The organism is Vibrio owensii CAIM 1854 = LMG 25443 (assembly GCF_000817815.1).
Classification (GTDB): Bacteria; Pseudomonadota; Gammaproteobacteria; order Enterobacterales; family Vibrionaceae; genus Vibrio; species Vibrio owensii.
In genome coordinates this window covers 17,743-31,711 of sequence record NZ_JPRD01000054.1, presented here as the reverse complement: position 1 = coordinate 31,711, position 13,969 = coordinate 17,743, and the positions used below count along the sequence as shown (strand labels likewise).

At 46.2% G+C, this 13,969-nt stretch carries 12 protein-coding genes; 6 read left to right on the top strand and 6 right to left on the bottom strand.

Annotated elements, in window-relative coordinates; all coding sequences use genetic code 11:
• Nucleotides 1-80: 80 nt before the first annotated feature.
• Both H735_RS24660 and H735_RS24655 read right to left on the bottom strand, forming a co-directional pair.
• Nucleotides 81-815: a DUF3379 domain-containing protein gene (locus H735_RS24660; protein ID WP_020197091.1), complete on the bottom strand. Its 735-nt coding sequence runs from the start codon at nucleotides 813-815 to the stop codon at nucleotides 81-83.
• Nucleotides 808-1,356: a sigma-70 family RNA polymerase sigma factor gene (locus H735_RS24655; protein WP_020197092.1), complete on the bottom strand. Its 549-nt coding sequence runs from the start codon at nucleotides 1,354-1,356 to the stop codon at nucleotides 808-810. Before H735_RS24655 ends, H735_RS24660 begins: the two co-directional genes overlap by 8 nt.
• 641 nt (nucleotides 1,357-1,997) lie before the next feature.
• On the opposite strand from H735_RS24655, the gene fadI reads away from it, so the two are divergent.
• Nucleotides 1,998-3,305 (top strand): acetyl-CoA C-acyltransferase FadI, encoded by a 1,308-nt coding sequence (gene fadI / locus H735_RS24650; protein ID WP_020197093.1) that lies wholly within the window; start codon nucleotides 1,998-2,000, stop codon nucleotides 3,303-3,305.
• On the top strand, nucleotides 3,305-5,419 hold the full coding sequence (gene fadJ, locus H735_RS24645; protein ID WP_020197094.1) for a fatty acid oxidation complex subunit alpha FadJ: 2,115 nt from the start codon (nucleotides 3,305-3,307) through the stop codon (nucleotides 5,417-5,419). Before fadI ends, fadJ begins: the two co-directional genes overlap by 1 nt.
• A gap of 67 nt (nucleotides 5,420-5,486) precedes the next feature.
• Here fadJ and H735_RS24640 read toward each other — a convergent pair whose 3' ends face one another.
• Together H735_RS24640 and H735_RS24635 are read right to left on the bottom strand one after the other, a co-directional pair.
• Nucleotides 5,487-5,741: a hypothetical protein gene (locus tag H735_RS24640; protein ID WP_020197095.1), complete on the bottom strand. Its 255-nt coding sequence runs from the start codon at nucleotides 5,739-5,741 to the stop codon at nucleotides 5,487-5,489.
• Nucleotides 5,742-5,838: 97 nt separating this feature from the next.
• A complete protein-coding gene (locus tag H735_RS24635) occupies nucleotides 5,839-8,616 on the bottom strand; it encodes an insulinase family protein (protein ID WP_020197096.1) in 2,778 nt (925 codons plus the stop codon).
• Nucleotides 8,617-8,993: 377 nt separating this feature from the next.
• Between H735_RS24635 and sixA the strand changes: the two genes are divergently transcribed.
• The gene (gene sixA, locus H735_RS24630) at nucleotides 8,994-9,458 is read left to right on the top strand and encodes a phosphohistidine phosphatase SixA (RefSeq protein ID WP_005438776.1); all 465 of its coding nucleotides are present in this window, start codon (nucleotides 8,994-8,996) and stop codon (nucleotides 9,456-9,458) included.
• Between the two features lie 103 nt (nucleotides 9,459-9,561).
• Here sixA and smrB read toward each other — a convergent pair whose 3' ends face one another.
• The gene (gene smrB / locus H735_RS24625) at nucleotides 9,562-10,092 is read right to left on the bottom strand and encodes an endonuclease SmrB (protein ID WP_009698558.1); all 531 of its coding nucleotides are present in this window, start codon (nucleotides 10,090-10,092) and stop codon (nucleotides 9,562-9,564) included.
• Nucleotides 10,093-10,153: 61 nt separating this feature from the next.
• Between smrB and prmB the strand changes: the two genes are divergently transcribed.
• Entirely contained in the window at nucleotides 10,154-11,086 is a 933-nt protein-coding gene (prmB, locus tag H735_RS24620) for a 50S ribosomal protein L3 N(5)-glutamine methyltransferase (RefSeq protein ID WP_005433096.1), read from the top strand.
• A 218-nt stretch (nucleotides 11,087-11,304) separates the two neighbouring features.
• On the top strand, nucleotides 11,305-12,390 hold the full coding sequence (gene aroC, locus H735_RS24615; RefSeq protein ID WP_020197097.1) for a chorismate synthase: 1,086 nt from the start codon (nucleotides 11,305-11,307) through the stop codon (nucleotides 12,388-12,390).
• Nucleotides 12,391-12,474: 84 nt separating this feature from the next.
• On the opposite strand, the gene H735_RS24610 is transcribed toward aroC, so the two are convergent.
• Entirely contained in the window at nucleotides 12,475-13,098 is a 624-nt protein-coding gene (locus H735_RS24610; RefSeq protein ID WP_009707348.1) for a trimeric intracellular cation channel family protein, read from the bottom strand.
• 328 nt (nucleotides 13,099-13,426) lie between these two features.
• Here H735_RS24610 and H735_RS24605 point away from each other — a divergent pair, with 328 nt between their 5' ends.
• Nucleotides 13,427-13,957, top strand: a complete 531-nt coding sequence (locus H735_RS24605; protein WP_020197099.1) for an elongation factor P hydroxylase — start codon at nucleotides 13,427-13,429, stop codon at nucleotides 13,955-13,957.
• Nucleotides 13,958-13,969 lie beyond the last annotated feature (12 nt).

The window sequence follows — 13,969 nt, the reverse complement described above, 5'->3', positions numbered from 1 at the left end:
TGAATTTATAAACAAAAAGCCGCTAAATTTCGAAATTTAGCGGCTTTTTACTGTTTAGTATTGTGGTTTCGATGAAGTTCTTACATCGGTTCCATCATAGGAGCGAGTTTCGCTGCGATGGCTTCAACGTCTTCACCGCTGTTACCAACAAGAATCATGCTTGCTTTACCTACTGGTTTCACAACGCCGCTCATACCATCTTTATCAAAGTCGACTTTCTGATCACTCTTCACGTCAGTAACAAACATGGTTACTTTGCCTTCTTTTCCTTGGAAGACCATATGAAGAGCATTGTTCGACTCACCAAAGCCACAATGATTCAGGTAGTAGACGTGGTAAGGGAAGTCGCCATTGATCTGATAATGGAAAGGCATCATCTTGGCATTTACTTGCCTATTAGAAACATTCTCGTCTAATTGGTTAACGAACTCTTTCTCTGCCACGACGTGCTTCATTGCGGTGTCAGCTAGGCTTGCTTGCGCTGGAGAAACAATAACATTGCCCCAGTTGATTTGACCTACAAGTAGACCAGCAGTAAACGCAACCGATGCCGCCAGTGCCATCGCTTTACGAGCAAAATTCGGTCTTACCACTTTGTCGTCATCTAGCGCGTTTGACGTTTGGCTAAACAGAATTTTGTCGGCAAGGTCTTCAGGCACATCCACATTCATGGCTTGCTTGATTTTAAGGTCGAGATCCAAAACGTCATCAACAAACTTGCTGTTAGCGTCGTTCTCAGCTAAAGCTTGCAGAATCTCTTCATCCTTCTGTTTTGGATCCGACAAAATACGACGACGAAATTCTAAATCATCCATTTTTTTGTCCTCTCTGAGTATCTTGAGAATCCAACATCTCTTTTAATTGATTACGGGCACGGAATAGGCGCGTCATTACTGTGTTCTTGTTTAAATCAAGAATGTCACCGATTTCTTCTCCACTGAAACCGCCTACAACTTGAAGAAATAAAGGTTCACGGTATTCGACGTCGAGCTTCATGATCTGAGCTTGCAGCCATTCCTGTTGATGATGTGGGTCATCGCTGACTTTAGCATCATTGCCGTAGTCATCGATATCAACCAAATCAAATTGTTTACGCTCGAAGCGGCGTGCGTTTTCTCGTCTTAATATGGTAATAAGCCAAGATTTTGCAGCCTTTTCATCTTGAAGACTATCCAGCGACTTCCATGCACGCAGACAGGTCTCTTGAACCAAATCTTCTGCAACCGCCTTATCCTTGCACAACCAGTAAGCGTAGCGATACAAGTCTCTGTGATAGCCCCGAACAAGAGCTTCGTATTTTCTTTGTCTGTCCATATCAGAGTTGACCGGACTGTTGGAATTTTTCTTTCCAAACATTTTAAATATTGCCACAGGAGCCTCCGTCTTGCTCTGTGAGGTCATAGTTCGATTTGACTACATCTGTATGTAGTTTAGCAGCAGCACAATATACTTCTTCTACGATCAAGCACTTATTTGAAGTGATGATAATTTATTCTATATCGTTTTAATGGGGTACTTTCCTACACTTTTTTTGGGGCGATTTGAAGTTATTCGAACTTTGATACGGTGGGAACCCGTAAAATCGCCATAAAATTGATCTATTTCAAAATCTCGCGCAGTGAAGGGGCTATAGTACATCTTGTCATCTAGTTAGTCATTGACGACTAACATGTTGAGCAAGATGACACTTCCTTTTGAAGGCTGACTTTACTTTCTCCTAATCAGGAAACTGATTAATTTTACAATTGGCGTATGTTAATTGTTTTATAGATATTCCGACCACACAGTTTTGTGTGGTTTTTTTTTGCTTCAATTTTACCTTCCGCACACTTCTCCGCTGTTTTACTCACTATAGTTAATCATTCTTAATCGCCTAAGAATCAATGAACTAGAGCAATAGATCTACTCGCTTCACGTTTATTTAAACGCATGTTTGATAAATTTAACAAACTGATTACAATGCATCAGGTCAGACCTCTTGTATTTAAGGAGAAACAATGGGCAAGCAGGAAGTGAAAACACGCCACGGTGAACGTGTTGCTATTGTCGCAGGGCTACGAACCCCCTTTGCTCGTCAAAGCACTGAGTTTAGCCAGGTGCCAGCGGTCGATTTAGGCAAAATGGTAGTGAGCGAAATGCTTGCTCGCACAGACATCGATCCGAAACTCATCGAACAAGTGGTATTTGGACAAGTAGTTCAAATGCCAGAAGCGCCAAACATTGCACGTGAAATTGTGCTTGGTACAGGAATGCACATCCACACTGACGCTTACAGTGTTACTCGCGCGTGTGCGACCAGCTTCCAAGCTGCAGTCAACGTTGCTGAGAGCATTATGGCGGGCAGCATTGACGTTGGTATCGCGGGTGGTGCGGACTCTTCATCTGTTCTACCTATTTGTGTCTCTAAGAAACTTGCCGCGAACTTGCTTGCGCTAAGCAAAACCAAAACGCTGGGTCAAAAGCTCAACATTCTTAAAAAACTCAGCTTTAAAGATTTAATGCCAGTACCGCCAGCGGTAGCGGAGTATTCGACGGGTCTTTCAATGGGCCAAACTGCCGAGCAAATGGCGAAGTCACATGGCATTACTCGTGCCGAGCAAGATGCTTTGGCGCACCGCTCTCACTCTCTAGCTTCGCAAGCTTGGAAAGAAGGCAAAATTCAAGACGAAGTGATGACTGCTTTCCCAGAACCTTACAAAAAGTGGATCTCTGAAGATAACAATATTCGTCATGATTCGACATTAGAAGGCTACGCGAAACTGCGTCCGGCTTTCGACCGTCAATATGGCAGCGTAACAGCCGCGAACAGTACGCCATTAACCGATGGCGGTGCTGCTGTGATGCTAATGCGCGAAGGCAAAGCGAAAGAGCTAGGTATGGAAATACTTGGCTACATTCGCGGTTATGCATTCTCAGCCATTGGTGTGGAAATGGACATGCTAATGGGACCAACATACGCGACGGCAAAAGTGTTGGAGAATACTGGTCTCGAGCTTTCAGACCTAACGCTTATCGATATGCACGAAGCCTTTGCTGCTCAAGCATTGGCGAACGTGAAGATGTTTGCTTCTGACAAATTTGCCCAAGAAAACCTAGGTCGCTCGAAAGCGATAGGTGAAATCGACATGGATAAATTCAACGTCCTTGGCGGTTCCATTGCCTACGGTCACCCATTTGCCGCAACTGGCGCACGTATGATGACGCAAACGCTGCGTGAGCTTAAACGTCGTGGCGGTGGTCTTGCGTTGAATACCGCATGTGCCGCAGGTGGTCTTGGTGCAGCAATGATTTTGGAGGTTGAGTAATGAGCGAGCAAAAAGCATTTAGTCTAAAGATTGATGAGCAGAACATTGCTTGGCTAGCCATCGATGTGCCCAACGAGAAAATGAACACGTTGCAAGCGGCGTTTGCAGATGAGATGAAAGAGATCTTTGCTCAACTCAAAGGCACCAGTGGCGTGAAAGGGATGATCATTCATTCCTTAAAACCAGATAACTTTGTTGCAGGTGCTGACGTTCGCATGCTTGAAGCGTGCACAACGGCGAGTGAAGCGGAAGCATTGGCTAAGCAAGGTCAAGAGTTATTCCAGCAGCTGTCTGATCTGCCTTACCCAGTTATTGCTGCGATTCACGGCCCATGTCTAGGTGGCGGTTTAGAGCTTGCTCTAGCGTGTGATTACCGAGTGTGTACTGATTCCGATAAAACGCGTCTTGGTTTGCCAGAAGTGCAACTTGGTTTGTTGCCTGGTTCTGGTGGTACTCAGCGCCTTCCTCGCCTGATTGGCCTGTTGCCTTCGCTAGACCTCATCCTTACTGGCAAACAACTGCGTGCGAAGAAAGCGAAAAAACTGGGCGTTGTTGATGCGTGTGTACCGGAGACGATTCTTCTTGATGTAGCTGAGCAGCTTATTGAAAAAGGGAAGAACAAAGGTAACAAGAAGCAATCGACAAAAGAGAAGTTTATGTCGGGCAGCGGTTTAGGTCGTAAGTTTGTATTCGAGCAAGCTGCGAAGAAAACCAATGAGAAGACCCGTGGCAACTACCCTGCAACGGTTGCGATTCTAGAAGTCATTCAGCATGGTCTTGAAAAGGGCTTTGCCCAAGGTCAAGAACTTGAAGCGAAGCGCTTTGGTGAATTGGTGATGAGCTCAGAATCAAAAGCACTGCGTTCTATTTTCTTTGCTACCACTGAAATGAAGAAAGAAAACGGCGCGGAAGCAGAGCCAGCTGCTGTCAACAGAGTTGGCGTGTTGGGTGGCGGTTTAATGGGGGCAGGCATCAGCCATGTTTCTGTTGCGAAAGCGAAAGTGCCAGTACGTATTAAAGATGTCAGCAATGATGGCGTTCTTAATGCATTGAACTACAACTACAAGTTGTTCGAAAAGCAGCGTAAGCGCCGTATTATCTCTAAAGCGGGTCTGCAAGCGAAGATGCTGCAACTGTCTGGTGGCATTGACTTTACAAGCTTCAACCATATTGATGTAGTAATTGAAGCCGTGTTTGAAGATCTTGACCTGAAACAGACGATGGTTGCGGATATTGAAGCGAACGCAAAACCAGAGACTATCTTCGCGACTAACACGTCTTCGTTACCAATTCACAAAATTGCAGAAAAAGCAGAGCGTCCAGAAAACATCGTCGGTCTGCATTACTTCAGCCCAGTAGAGAAAATGCCACTGGTGGAAGTGATTCCTCATGAAACTACGTCAGAAGAGACCATTTCTACGGTTGTTGCGCTTGCTAAGAAACAGGGCAAGACACCAATTGTCGTGAAAGATAAAGCAGGCTTCTATGTAAACCGCATTCTTGCGCCTTACATGAACGAAGCTGCACACATATTGTTGGCAAATGAGCCGATCGAACAACTTGATGGAGCGCTGCTCGACTTCGGTTTCCCAGTAGGTCCTATCACCTTGTTGGACGAAGTCGGTGTGGATATCGGTGCTAAGATCATGCCGATCTTGGTTAACGAATTGGGCGAACGATTTAAAGGTCCAGACGTATTCGACACACTACTGAATGACGGTCGAAAAGGTCGTAAGAGTGGGAAAGGCTTCTACACCTACAAAGGTAAGAAGAAAGAAGTCGATAAGTCCGTCTACAAGCTATTGAACCTGACGCCAGAGTCTAAGCTGAGCGACAACGACATTGCATTGCGTTGTGTACTGCCAATGCTAAACGAAGCGGTTCGCTGTTTAGACGACGGTATTATCCGCTCTCCACGCGATGGTGATATCGGTGCGATCTTTGGCATTGGCTTCCCACCATTCCTAGGTGGTCCATTCCGTTACATGGATCAATTCGGTTTGAAAGAACTGGTTGAGAAAATGAACGAGTTCGCATCGAAATACGGTGATCGTTACGCGCCATGTGATGGCTTACTCACTCGCGCGGGTGAAGGTCGTAACTTCTACGATTAATGGCTTGCGCTAAAAATAGAAAGGCTTGCGTGATGCAAGCCTTTTTTGTGTTTGAGATTATGAGACGTTATTTCTTCTTGTCTTTTTTGTCCTTGTCGTGACCTTTGCCTGGGTTGTTATCACCGTGGACACTAGAATTACCTTTGTGGTCTTTGTCATGCTTACCTGAGGAGCAATCGTCGGACTTTATTGATACGTTATCACCATTAAGGCGCAAACAGTCTTCACTCAGTTCGAAATCGTCACCCTTAATTGTGATGTCTGCATGGGCAACAGGCGCGAGTGGCATAAGTACAGCAGCAAGTAAAAGTAGCTTTTTCATTTAGTCCTCGTGTTTGCGTAATTGTTGAACAAGGTAATTACAGCATAAACGAAATGACTACTTTTACCATTTCATGCCATTTCTATACTTAAGTCTCTTACCCGAGACCGAAGTCTTTTGGACGCAGTTGAAACTCTTCGATCGAGCCCACTTCTAAACCGAGATTGATACGGGGTTCGTCCGCGTGAGCGATGCCTTGTGAGTGCATCACTAAACGATTAGCAGTACGAGGTTTAAGCTCATTGACCACAAAGCGAATCATGTCAGTGCGAGTTAACTCTTTAAGCTCTTCCAACACTTTTTCGCGCTGATTAAAGTCGGTGTCTTTGTTTCCAATTGCTACCCATAGGCGCTGCGCTCGCCCACGCAATGTGGTGTCAGGCGTTGCAATTTGGTTCCACAATCCGCGTTTACTGCTGTGCCATTGGTATTCATTGAGCTCTAACAGCACCATGTAGAACGCATTTAAAAACTCATCGATTGAGGTAACCAGTTCGGCTGGTGCAGCATTCGGTGACTGCACATAAAGCACAATCCCCGGATGGCGGTTCAGCGGCATGTTCCCCGTGCCCACCATGTAGCCTAGCTGTTGTTTGGTTCGGATTTCATGGAAGAAGGTTGCCGACATCAAGTGATTCGCTAACGAGTAAAGTGCAATATTACGCGGCGAGATGTCTTCGCATTGATGATAAATCACTACAGCTGAGTCTTGCTGGTTACAGTTCACTTCGCGTTGGAAACTGCCGTTTTCACCCAGCATGACGAGTGGGCGAAGCGCCTCTTCGTAACGTTGTTCTTTCACACGCAATGCGTCTTTCAATGTGTTTGCCATGTCATGAGCTTGCTGACGCTGCCAATCGCCATAAACGAACATCTCAACGTGTAGCTCAGCCAGAATCGATTCAACGAACACTGACAGCTCATCCACTTCAATCTCTTCCAATGCTTCAACCAATGTTGCGAATGGAGGATTGTTCGGTTGGAGTAAGCCTGTTAATGCATTAAAAAGCTGTGAAATAGGACGATCTTGCGATGAATTCCGCCAATTGCGTAACAGTTGCTGCTTAATGGTCTCGAAGCGGGCTGGACTGAACTCACGCGCAGCAAAGCGATGCAGAATCATTTCCAACAGTTGAGGTAGTTTCTGGCTAAAACCCGATAATGTCAGCGTGACGCCGCCTTGGTGAGCATACATGTTGTAACCCATGCCTGCGATTTCAGCTTGATACGTCTCTTTGGCTAGAGAATCGAGGAACATCTCAACACATAGTCGCGTTTTCACTATGTTTTTTGGTGATGCCACCGCGTGTGAACTGTCAATGGCGACGTAAACGACACCTTTTGGTACTCGGAATTCATCGTCTTGCAAATGCCATAAACGGAAGCCTTCTACATTTTCCACCAACTCCGGCAATGAGCCACCGTTTTCAAACGGTTTTGGATCGAGTTCGTAGCAAATGTATGGGTTCTTTTCTGGGAGAACGAATTGCCAACTTGGGTCGATTTGTTGATAGAAACGGCGCTGCTCTTCGCTAAACGGCGTTACCGAGTAAGGCGTGAAGTACCACTCTGCGGTTTGGTTGTATTCCAAGCCTTTCGCTATCAATGTAACGCGAACGTTTTCAACCGAAAGATATTGAAGTAATGAGCGTTGAAGCACTTCATCATAGCCTGCCATTTTGTAGTCACCATAAACCGTGTCTTCCGGTTGATAGTGCTGCATGTTGATCACCAAATGGCTGACCAAATCCATTGGGCGCGATGGTTCTTGGAAGCGGAAAGCAGATTCCAACACCGCTTGTTTTTCCAAGTAGCGCCACTCATCCATACCATCTTGTTTGATCATGGAGAGATATTGGAATACCGCTTGAACGATGTCATCGATATGATCCAAGCCGTTCGGCGTCAGGGTGCAACTTACGGTGAAGTCGCGGTAGTTGCTGCCGCTCGCACCGCCACCTGCTGAGAGGGAGGTAATCCAGCCTTTCTCTTTGAGTTGAAGCATCAGACTGCCTTCGCCTTCGTAACCCAACAGGTGAGCAAAGTAGGAGAGGGGCTTCACGCTATAGTGCGCATCCATTCCCGGCATTGGGAACGTGAGAATCAGTTTACGGAACTCTTTAATTGGCTCGACTTGAACCAAGATGCCTGTGCTGTCTTCGGTGCCAATAGGCACATCAATCGATTTGCCGTGCAATTGGTGGTTTGGGATGTCGGCAAACATGGCTTCTACCCATGCTTGCTGCTCATCAAGAGATTGCGGGCCAAACAAAGTCAGCGTCATCAAGTCAGCAGAATACTGAGAGTGGTGAAATTCAACTATCTCGTCGCGGATGGATTTGCCATCGCGATCGCCAAGTGTATCTAAGTTACCGACAGAGAATTTTGAAAACGGGTGCTCTGGATTGATGACTTCTTTGTTGACTTGATATAGACGCCGAGAATCGTCATTCAGTTTGAGCTTGTATTCGGAGTCGACCGCTTGGCGTTCTTTGTCTAACGCTTCTTCGTTAAACAGTGGTGCGGTAAAGAATTGGCTGAAGCGATCAAGCGCGGTTTCAAAAGCAGTTGGTGTGACATCGAAGAAGAAACAGGTGTGCTCGGTGCCCGTCCAAGCGTTGTTGGTGCCACCATGTTGACTAATATAACTTTGAAACTCGCCCACTTTAGGGTATTTTTCCGTACCCAAAAAAAGCATGTGTTCTAGATAGTGTGCCAGACCTTGGCGATCCATCGGATCATCGAAGTGTCCAACGTTTACTGCTAGGGCTGCTGCCGACTGTTGAGCCGTGTCGGAATGAATCAGCAACACGCGCAGGGCATTACTCAATGTAATGTAGCGGTATTGATTTGAATCGTTTGGACTTAGGTGCACGATGCGTCTCCAGATTTCGCATTACAGTAATTATGATCCCCGAGCGGGGAGGCGCAAAGTTTGCGCTTCGACAAATACTGCTTGCCGCATTTTTGTTATTCGTAAGAGTACTGCATAAGCCCATCAGCAAATTGCTATGGGGTTCGAGCTATTTGAAGGAATGCACTGAGTTCATAACTTCATCGTAGAATGTGATGAACTGAGTATATTCTTTTTAATAGATTGTTAAGAAAGTCGCTATCTTTAGCAAGCGAATTGGTATAATGAACCGATAATTATATCAGTATTTTTGTTTCGACATTATTAAAGTTAGCCCGCTATCCGTATAAAGATAGCAGTCAACCTTTTGGTAGCGTTAGCTATCCCTAGGAAATAACATGAAAATATTTATCTTGCGTCACGGTGAAGCAGAGCATTTTGCGAACACCGACGCAGAAAGACAACTGACCCCAAGAGGCAGAACTGAATCGGAAGCAGTTGCCCGAGCATGTAAAGAGCAAGGTTTTGCTCAATTCGACAAAGTACTGGTGAGCCCGTACATTCGAGCGCAGCAAACTTGGCAAGAAATCAGCGCACACTTTTCGGCTAAGAGCATCGAAACGTGTGAAGATATCACGCCTTACGGTCAATCCGACCAAGTGTTTGATTTCGCTAATGCGTTGATTGAAGTTGAGAAGCTTGAATCTCTTTTGTTTGTGTCGCACTTGCCGCTGGTGGGCTACCTTACCTCGGAATTTGTGAAAGACATGACGCCACCAATGTTTCCAACATCTGGCTTGGTGTGCATTGAATTTGATCCGCAAACACAACGCGGTGAAGTGCTTTGGCATATCACGCCATAGAACACTAGCTCTCGAGACAATGGCTCGAGAAAAACAAAAAGGCAGGTTTAACCTGCCTTTGTCGTTCTTGCTCGTCCGAGAAGGACTTCTCGAAGTCGGTGAGTTATTTTTCTGGAATGGACAGCAGCACCAGTAGGGCACCATCGCCGCCAAACTCTAGAGGCGCTTGGTGGAATGCCATTACGTCTGGGTGTTGAGCTAACCAAAGCGGCGCTTTTTGCTTCAGAATGTGCTTACCGATGCCGTGTTGTACACACGCACAGTGGATTTCGTTTTTCACGCAGTACGCGATCATCGCACCGAGTTCTCGCTTGGCTTCTTGCTGTGTCATGCCGTGCATGTCTAGGAAGACGTCAGGCACGTACACGCCACGACGAAGACGTTTCACTTCATAAGTGGACACATCGTCACGCGCATAACGAGTTGGTCCCTCTTCATTAAGAAGCGGAACAAACTCATCAGAAAAGTAAAACTCAGAATCACTCGCTTCACGGTTTGAGCGTGTGATTTCTTTTTGCTTAGTATTTTTTTTTGGTTGCTGGATTATGGTATCCTGTCGCAACTTTTTTACGCCCTGTACTGCATCCTTAAACAAGGCGAAATCGTCATCGTGTTCGGTGTCTTTTTTGCTCATTAGGTAAACAATTTCATTTTTACAATTTATGGCAGTATTGTAGCGCTTTTCGGAGGCAATTTTGGATAAGATTTTTGTAGAAGAGGCGGTATCGGAGCTCCATACCCTTCAAGATATGATTCGTTGGACGGTAAGCCGCTTTAACGCAGCTAACCTGTTTTACGGTCATGGCACTGATAATGCGTGGGATGAAGCGGTTCAGCTTATCCTGCCAACATTATACTTGCCGATTGATGTGCCTCCGCACGTATTGAACTCTCGCCTTACGACAAGCGAGCGTCTGCGTATCGTTGAGCGCGTAGTAAAACGCATCAACGAGCGTACACCAACTGCATACCTAACGAACAAAGCATGGTTCTGCGGTCTTGAGTTCTTCGTTGATGAGCGTGTACTTGTGCCACGTTCTCCAATCGGCGAATTGATTCAAGCGGAATTCCAACCTTGGTTGGTGGAAGAGCCTACGCGCATCATGGACCTATGTACGGGTTCTGGTTGTATCGCGATTGCTTGTGCGCACGCTTTCCCTGAAGCAGAAGTTGACGCGATCGACATCTCTACAGACGCTCTACAAGTGGCTGAGCAAAACGTACAAGATCACGGCATGGAGCAACAAGTGTTCCCAATCCGCTCTGACTTGTTCCGCGATCTTCCAAAAGAGAAATACAACCTGATCGTGTCTAACCCACCTTACGTGGATGAAGAAGACATGAACAGCCTGCCAGACGAGTTCACGCACGAGCCTGAACTAGGTCTAGCTGCTGGCACTGACGGTCTAAAACTGGTTCGCCGTATTCTTGCTAATGCGCCAGACTACCTAACAGACGACGGTATTCTTGTATGTGAAGTCGGTAACTCAATGGTTCACATGATGGAACAGTACCCACAAATTCCATTCACTTGGATTGAGTTCGAGAACGGCGGTCATGGCGTATTCATGCTAACGCGTGACCAGCTGGTTGAGTGTGCAGAAGAGTTCAAACTGTACAAAGACTAAGTCAGTCAAAAAAAACAGTTAAAAACAATGAAAACACCGAGCCCAGTGCTCGGTGTTTTTTTATCCGCTTCGCACTGAACTCGGAAAATTTCGGCTGTTTTGTTTTTTCCGCCAAATCGGGCTTTACATCAAAACGTAATACCGCCACTATGATTCCACGAAGAATTGAAAAGCAGTTGCGCTCATGGAGAGCGTGGCGACAAGAACTTGAGGAAGTAATGGCAGGAAACAGTATCGGACAACATTTCCGAGTAACGACATTCGGAGAAAGTCACGGTATCGCACTAGGATGTATCGTAGACGGATGCCCTCCAGGTTTGGAAATCACTGAGGCAGATCTGCAAACGGATCTCGACCGTCGCCGTCCTGGCACGTCACGTTACACTACCCAACGTCGTGAACCGGACGAAGTAAAAATTCTTTCTGGCGTTTTTGAAGGTAAAACCACCGGTACTTCAATTGGTCTGATGATCGAGAATACAGACCAACGTTCTAAAGACTACTCAGACATCAAAGACAAGTTCCGTCCAGGACACGCTGATTACACTTACCACCAAAAATACGGTGTGCGCGACTATCGAGGTGGCGGCCGTTCGTCTGCTCGTGAGACGGCAATGCGTGTGGCGGCTGGTGCAATCGCTAAGAAATACCTGAAAGACGAGTTTGGTGTGGAAATCCGCGCTTACTTGTCGCAAATGGGTGACGTTTCAATCGATAAAGTGGATTGGAATGAAATTGAAAACAACGCGTTCTTCTGCCCTGATGCAGACAAAGTAGAAGCGTTTGATCAACTTATCCGTGACCTGAAAAAAGAAGGCGACTCTATTGGCGCAAAAATTCAGGTTGTGGCAACGAACGTACCTGTTGGCCTTGGTGAACCAGTATTTGATCGTTTGGATGCAGACATTGCGCACGCGCTAATGAGCATCAATGCGGTGAAAGGCGTGGAAATCGGCGACGGTTTTGACGTGGTGAGCCAAAAAGGCAGTGAGCACCGTGATACGCTTTCGCCAGAAGGCTTCGGTAGCAACCATGCTGGCGGTATTCTTGGCGGTATCTCTACTGGTCAAGATATTGTTGCAAACATCGCGCTTAAACCAACCTCAAGCATTACGGTTCCGGGTGAGACTATCACTAAAGAAGGTGAACCAACTCAGTTGATCACTAAAGGTCGTCATGACCCATGTGTGGGTATCCGCGCCGTGCCTATCGCAGAAGCGATGCTGGCTATTGTCGTTATGGATCACTTGCTACGTCATCGTGGTCAAAACCATGGCGTACAAACCGAGACTCCAAAGATTTAAGTTTGAAACTTAACTCGATAGAAACACAAAAGGCTGCTCAGTGAGCAGCCTTTTTCATTTCTTTTCAATAGCTTTCGATTCGAATCAGTGAATCGACCCTTCGGTTTCCAAGTGGAATGAAGGCAAGCGCCATTTGAATCGTACTGCCGCCATTCGCAGCATGTAACCAGTAATCAGAGTCACAATCGTCGCCGTTACGTCTGGTACGTTGAACTCAAGTAGCGCTAGGTACAAACCTGATGCGATAAGTGCGACAGAGGCGTAAAGCTCTTCATGCAACACAAGCGGTGTTTGACGGCAAATCAAATCACGTAGCAAACCACCAAATACGCCTGTTACTAGTGCAGACACCATACAAATACCAGGGTGTAAGCCCATGCCAATCGCGACTTTGGTGCCGATGATGCTAAATACGATCAAGCCCAGTGCATCCAAACGGATAAATAGCCCTTTGAATTTAATCACCCATTTCGCTAAGCCAGTCGTCAGAACGCCAGCTACACAAGTGATTGCCAAAAATTCTGGATTCTTCACCCAACCTAATGGGTAGTGACCAAGAAGAATGTCGCGCACCGTACCACCGCCGATAGCCGTTGCACTGGCTACCAACATAACACCAAACCAATCCATTTTTCTTCGGCCGGCACTCAATGCACCAGTCATGGCTTCAGCCGTGATACCAATGATATACAACACACTTAGCAGCATAAGGGGACACTCAAATAAAGGGGCTCTGTCATGGTCCTTGAGATTAAGGAAAACAGCAGCAAAACTTACCAACAAGATTTAAACCTTGGGGAGAGGCTTAAACCCAAAAAGAATCTCGCTTCAAGTGGCGTTGAAGTCGCCATCGTTAAGCGTAAAAATAAGGCGTGAGTGTAGTGGGAAATGTGATCTGTGACGAATGAGAAATTGTATGGAGAAAGCGACTTTCAGATTAACTCAGCTAATAACCAAACATGTTGTGTGGCTTTACCTGTGTAAGAAAAACAGCGACAATGCGCACCGCATATCAATTTGACGTACAGAATCGATGATGAACCACGAATATCAAGACCTTATCGCTATTTTCAATGACACATTTCTTGAGCCTTTTAACACTGAGTTAGAGCTAGGCGGCGATGAGCCAATTTACTTACCAGCAGATGAAGAACACCCGCATCATCGGATTATTTTTGCTCGTGGCTTTTATGCGTCAGCACTGCACGAGATTGCCCATTGGTGCGTAGCAGGGCCAGAGCGTCGTTTGCTGGAAGATTTTGGTTACTGGTACGAGCCTGATGGTCGCACAGCAGAAGTTCAAGCTGAGTTCGAAAAAGTTGAAATTCGCCCTCAAGCTTACGAGTGGATTCTAGCGAAAAGTGCTGACTTCCCTTTTAACGTCAGTTGTGACAATCTACACGGCGATTTTGAACCAGATCGTCTTGGTTTTATGCACAAAGTGCACAATGAAGTAATGGGTATTCTAGAAAACGGTCTTCCGCCTCGCGTGAAAATGCTATCGGATGCGTTGCGTGCCTTTTACCAAACCAAGCCGCTGGAACCATCTGACTTTATCGTTAAATAACCTCAGAGAAAC

What these genes read in the sequence shown, in the direction of transcription:
- H735_RS24660 (WP_020197091.1), bottom strand. Translation starts at nt 815, where the DNA reads ATGGATGATTTAGAATTTCGTCGTCGTATTTTGTCGGATCCAAAACAG.
- H735_RS24655 (WP_020197092.1), bottom strand. Translation starts at nt 1,356, where the DNA reads ATGTTTGGAAAGAAAAATTCCAACAGTCCGGTCAACTCTGATATGGAC.
- fadI (WP_020197093.1), top strand. Translation starts at nt 1,998, where the DNA reads ATGGGCAAGCAGGAAGTGAAAACACGCCACGGTGAACGTGTTGCTATT.
- fadJ (WP_020197094.1), top strand. Translation starts at nt 3,305, where the DNA reads ATGAGCGAGCAAAAAGCATTTAGTCTAAAGATTGATGAGCAGAACATT.
- H735_RS24640 (WP_020197095.1), bottom strand. Translation starts at nt 5,741, where the DNA reads ATGAAAAAGCTACTTTTACTTGCTGCTGTACTTATGCCACTCGCGCCT.
- sixA (WP_005438776.1), top strand. Translation starts at nt 8,994, where the DNA reads ATGAAAATATTTATCTTGCGTCACGGTGAAGCAGAGCATTTTGCGAAC.
- smrB (WP_009698558.1), bottom strand. Translation starts at nt 10,092, where the DNA reads ATGAGCAAAAAAGACACCGAACACGATGACGATTTCGCCTTGTTTAAG.
- aroC (WP_020197097.1), top strand. Translation starts at nt 11,305, where the DNA reads ATGGCAGGAAACAGTATCGGACAACATTTCCGAGTAACGACATTCGGA.
- H735_RS24610 (WP_009707348.1), bottom strand. Translation starts at nt 13,098, where the DNA reads ATGCTGCTAAGTGTGTTGTATATCATTGGTATCACGGCTGAAGCCATG.
- H735_RS24605 (WP_020197099.1), top strand. Translation starts at nt 13,427, where the DNA reads ATGAACCACGAATATCAAGACCTTATCGCTATTTTCAATGACACATTT.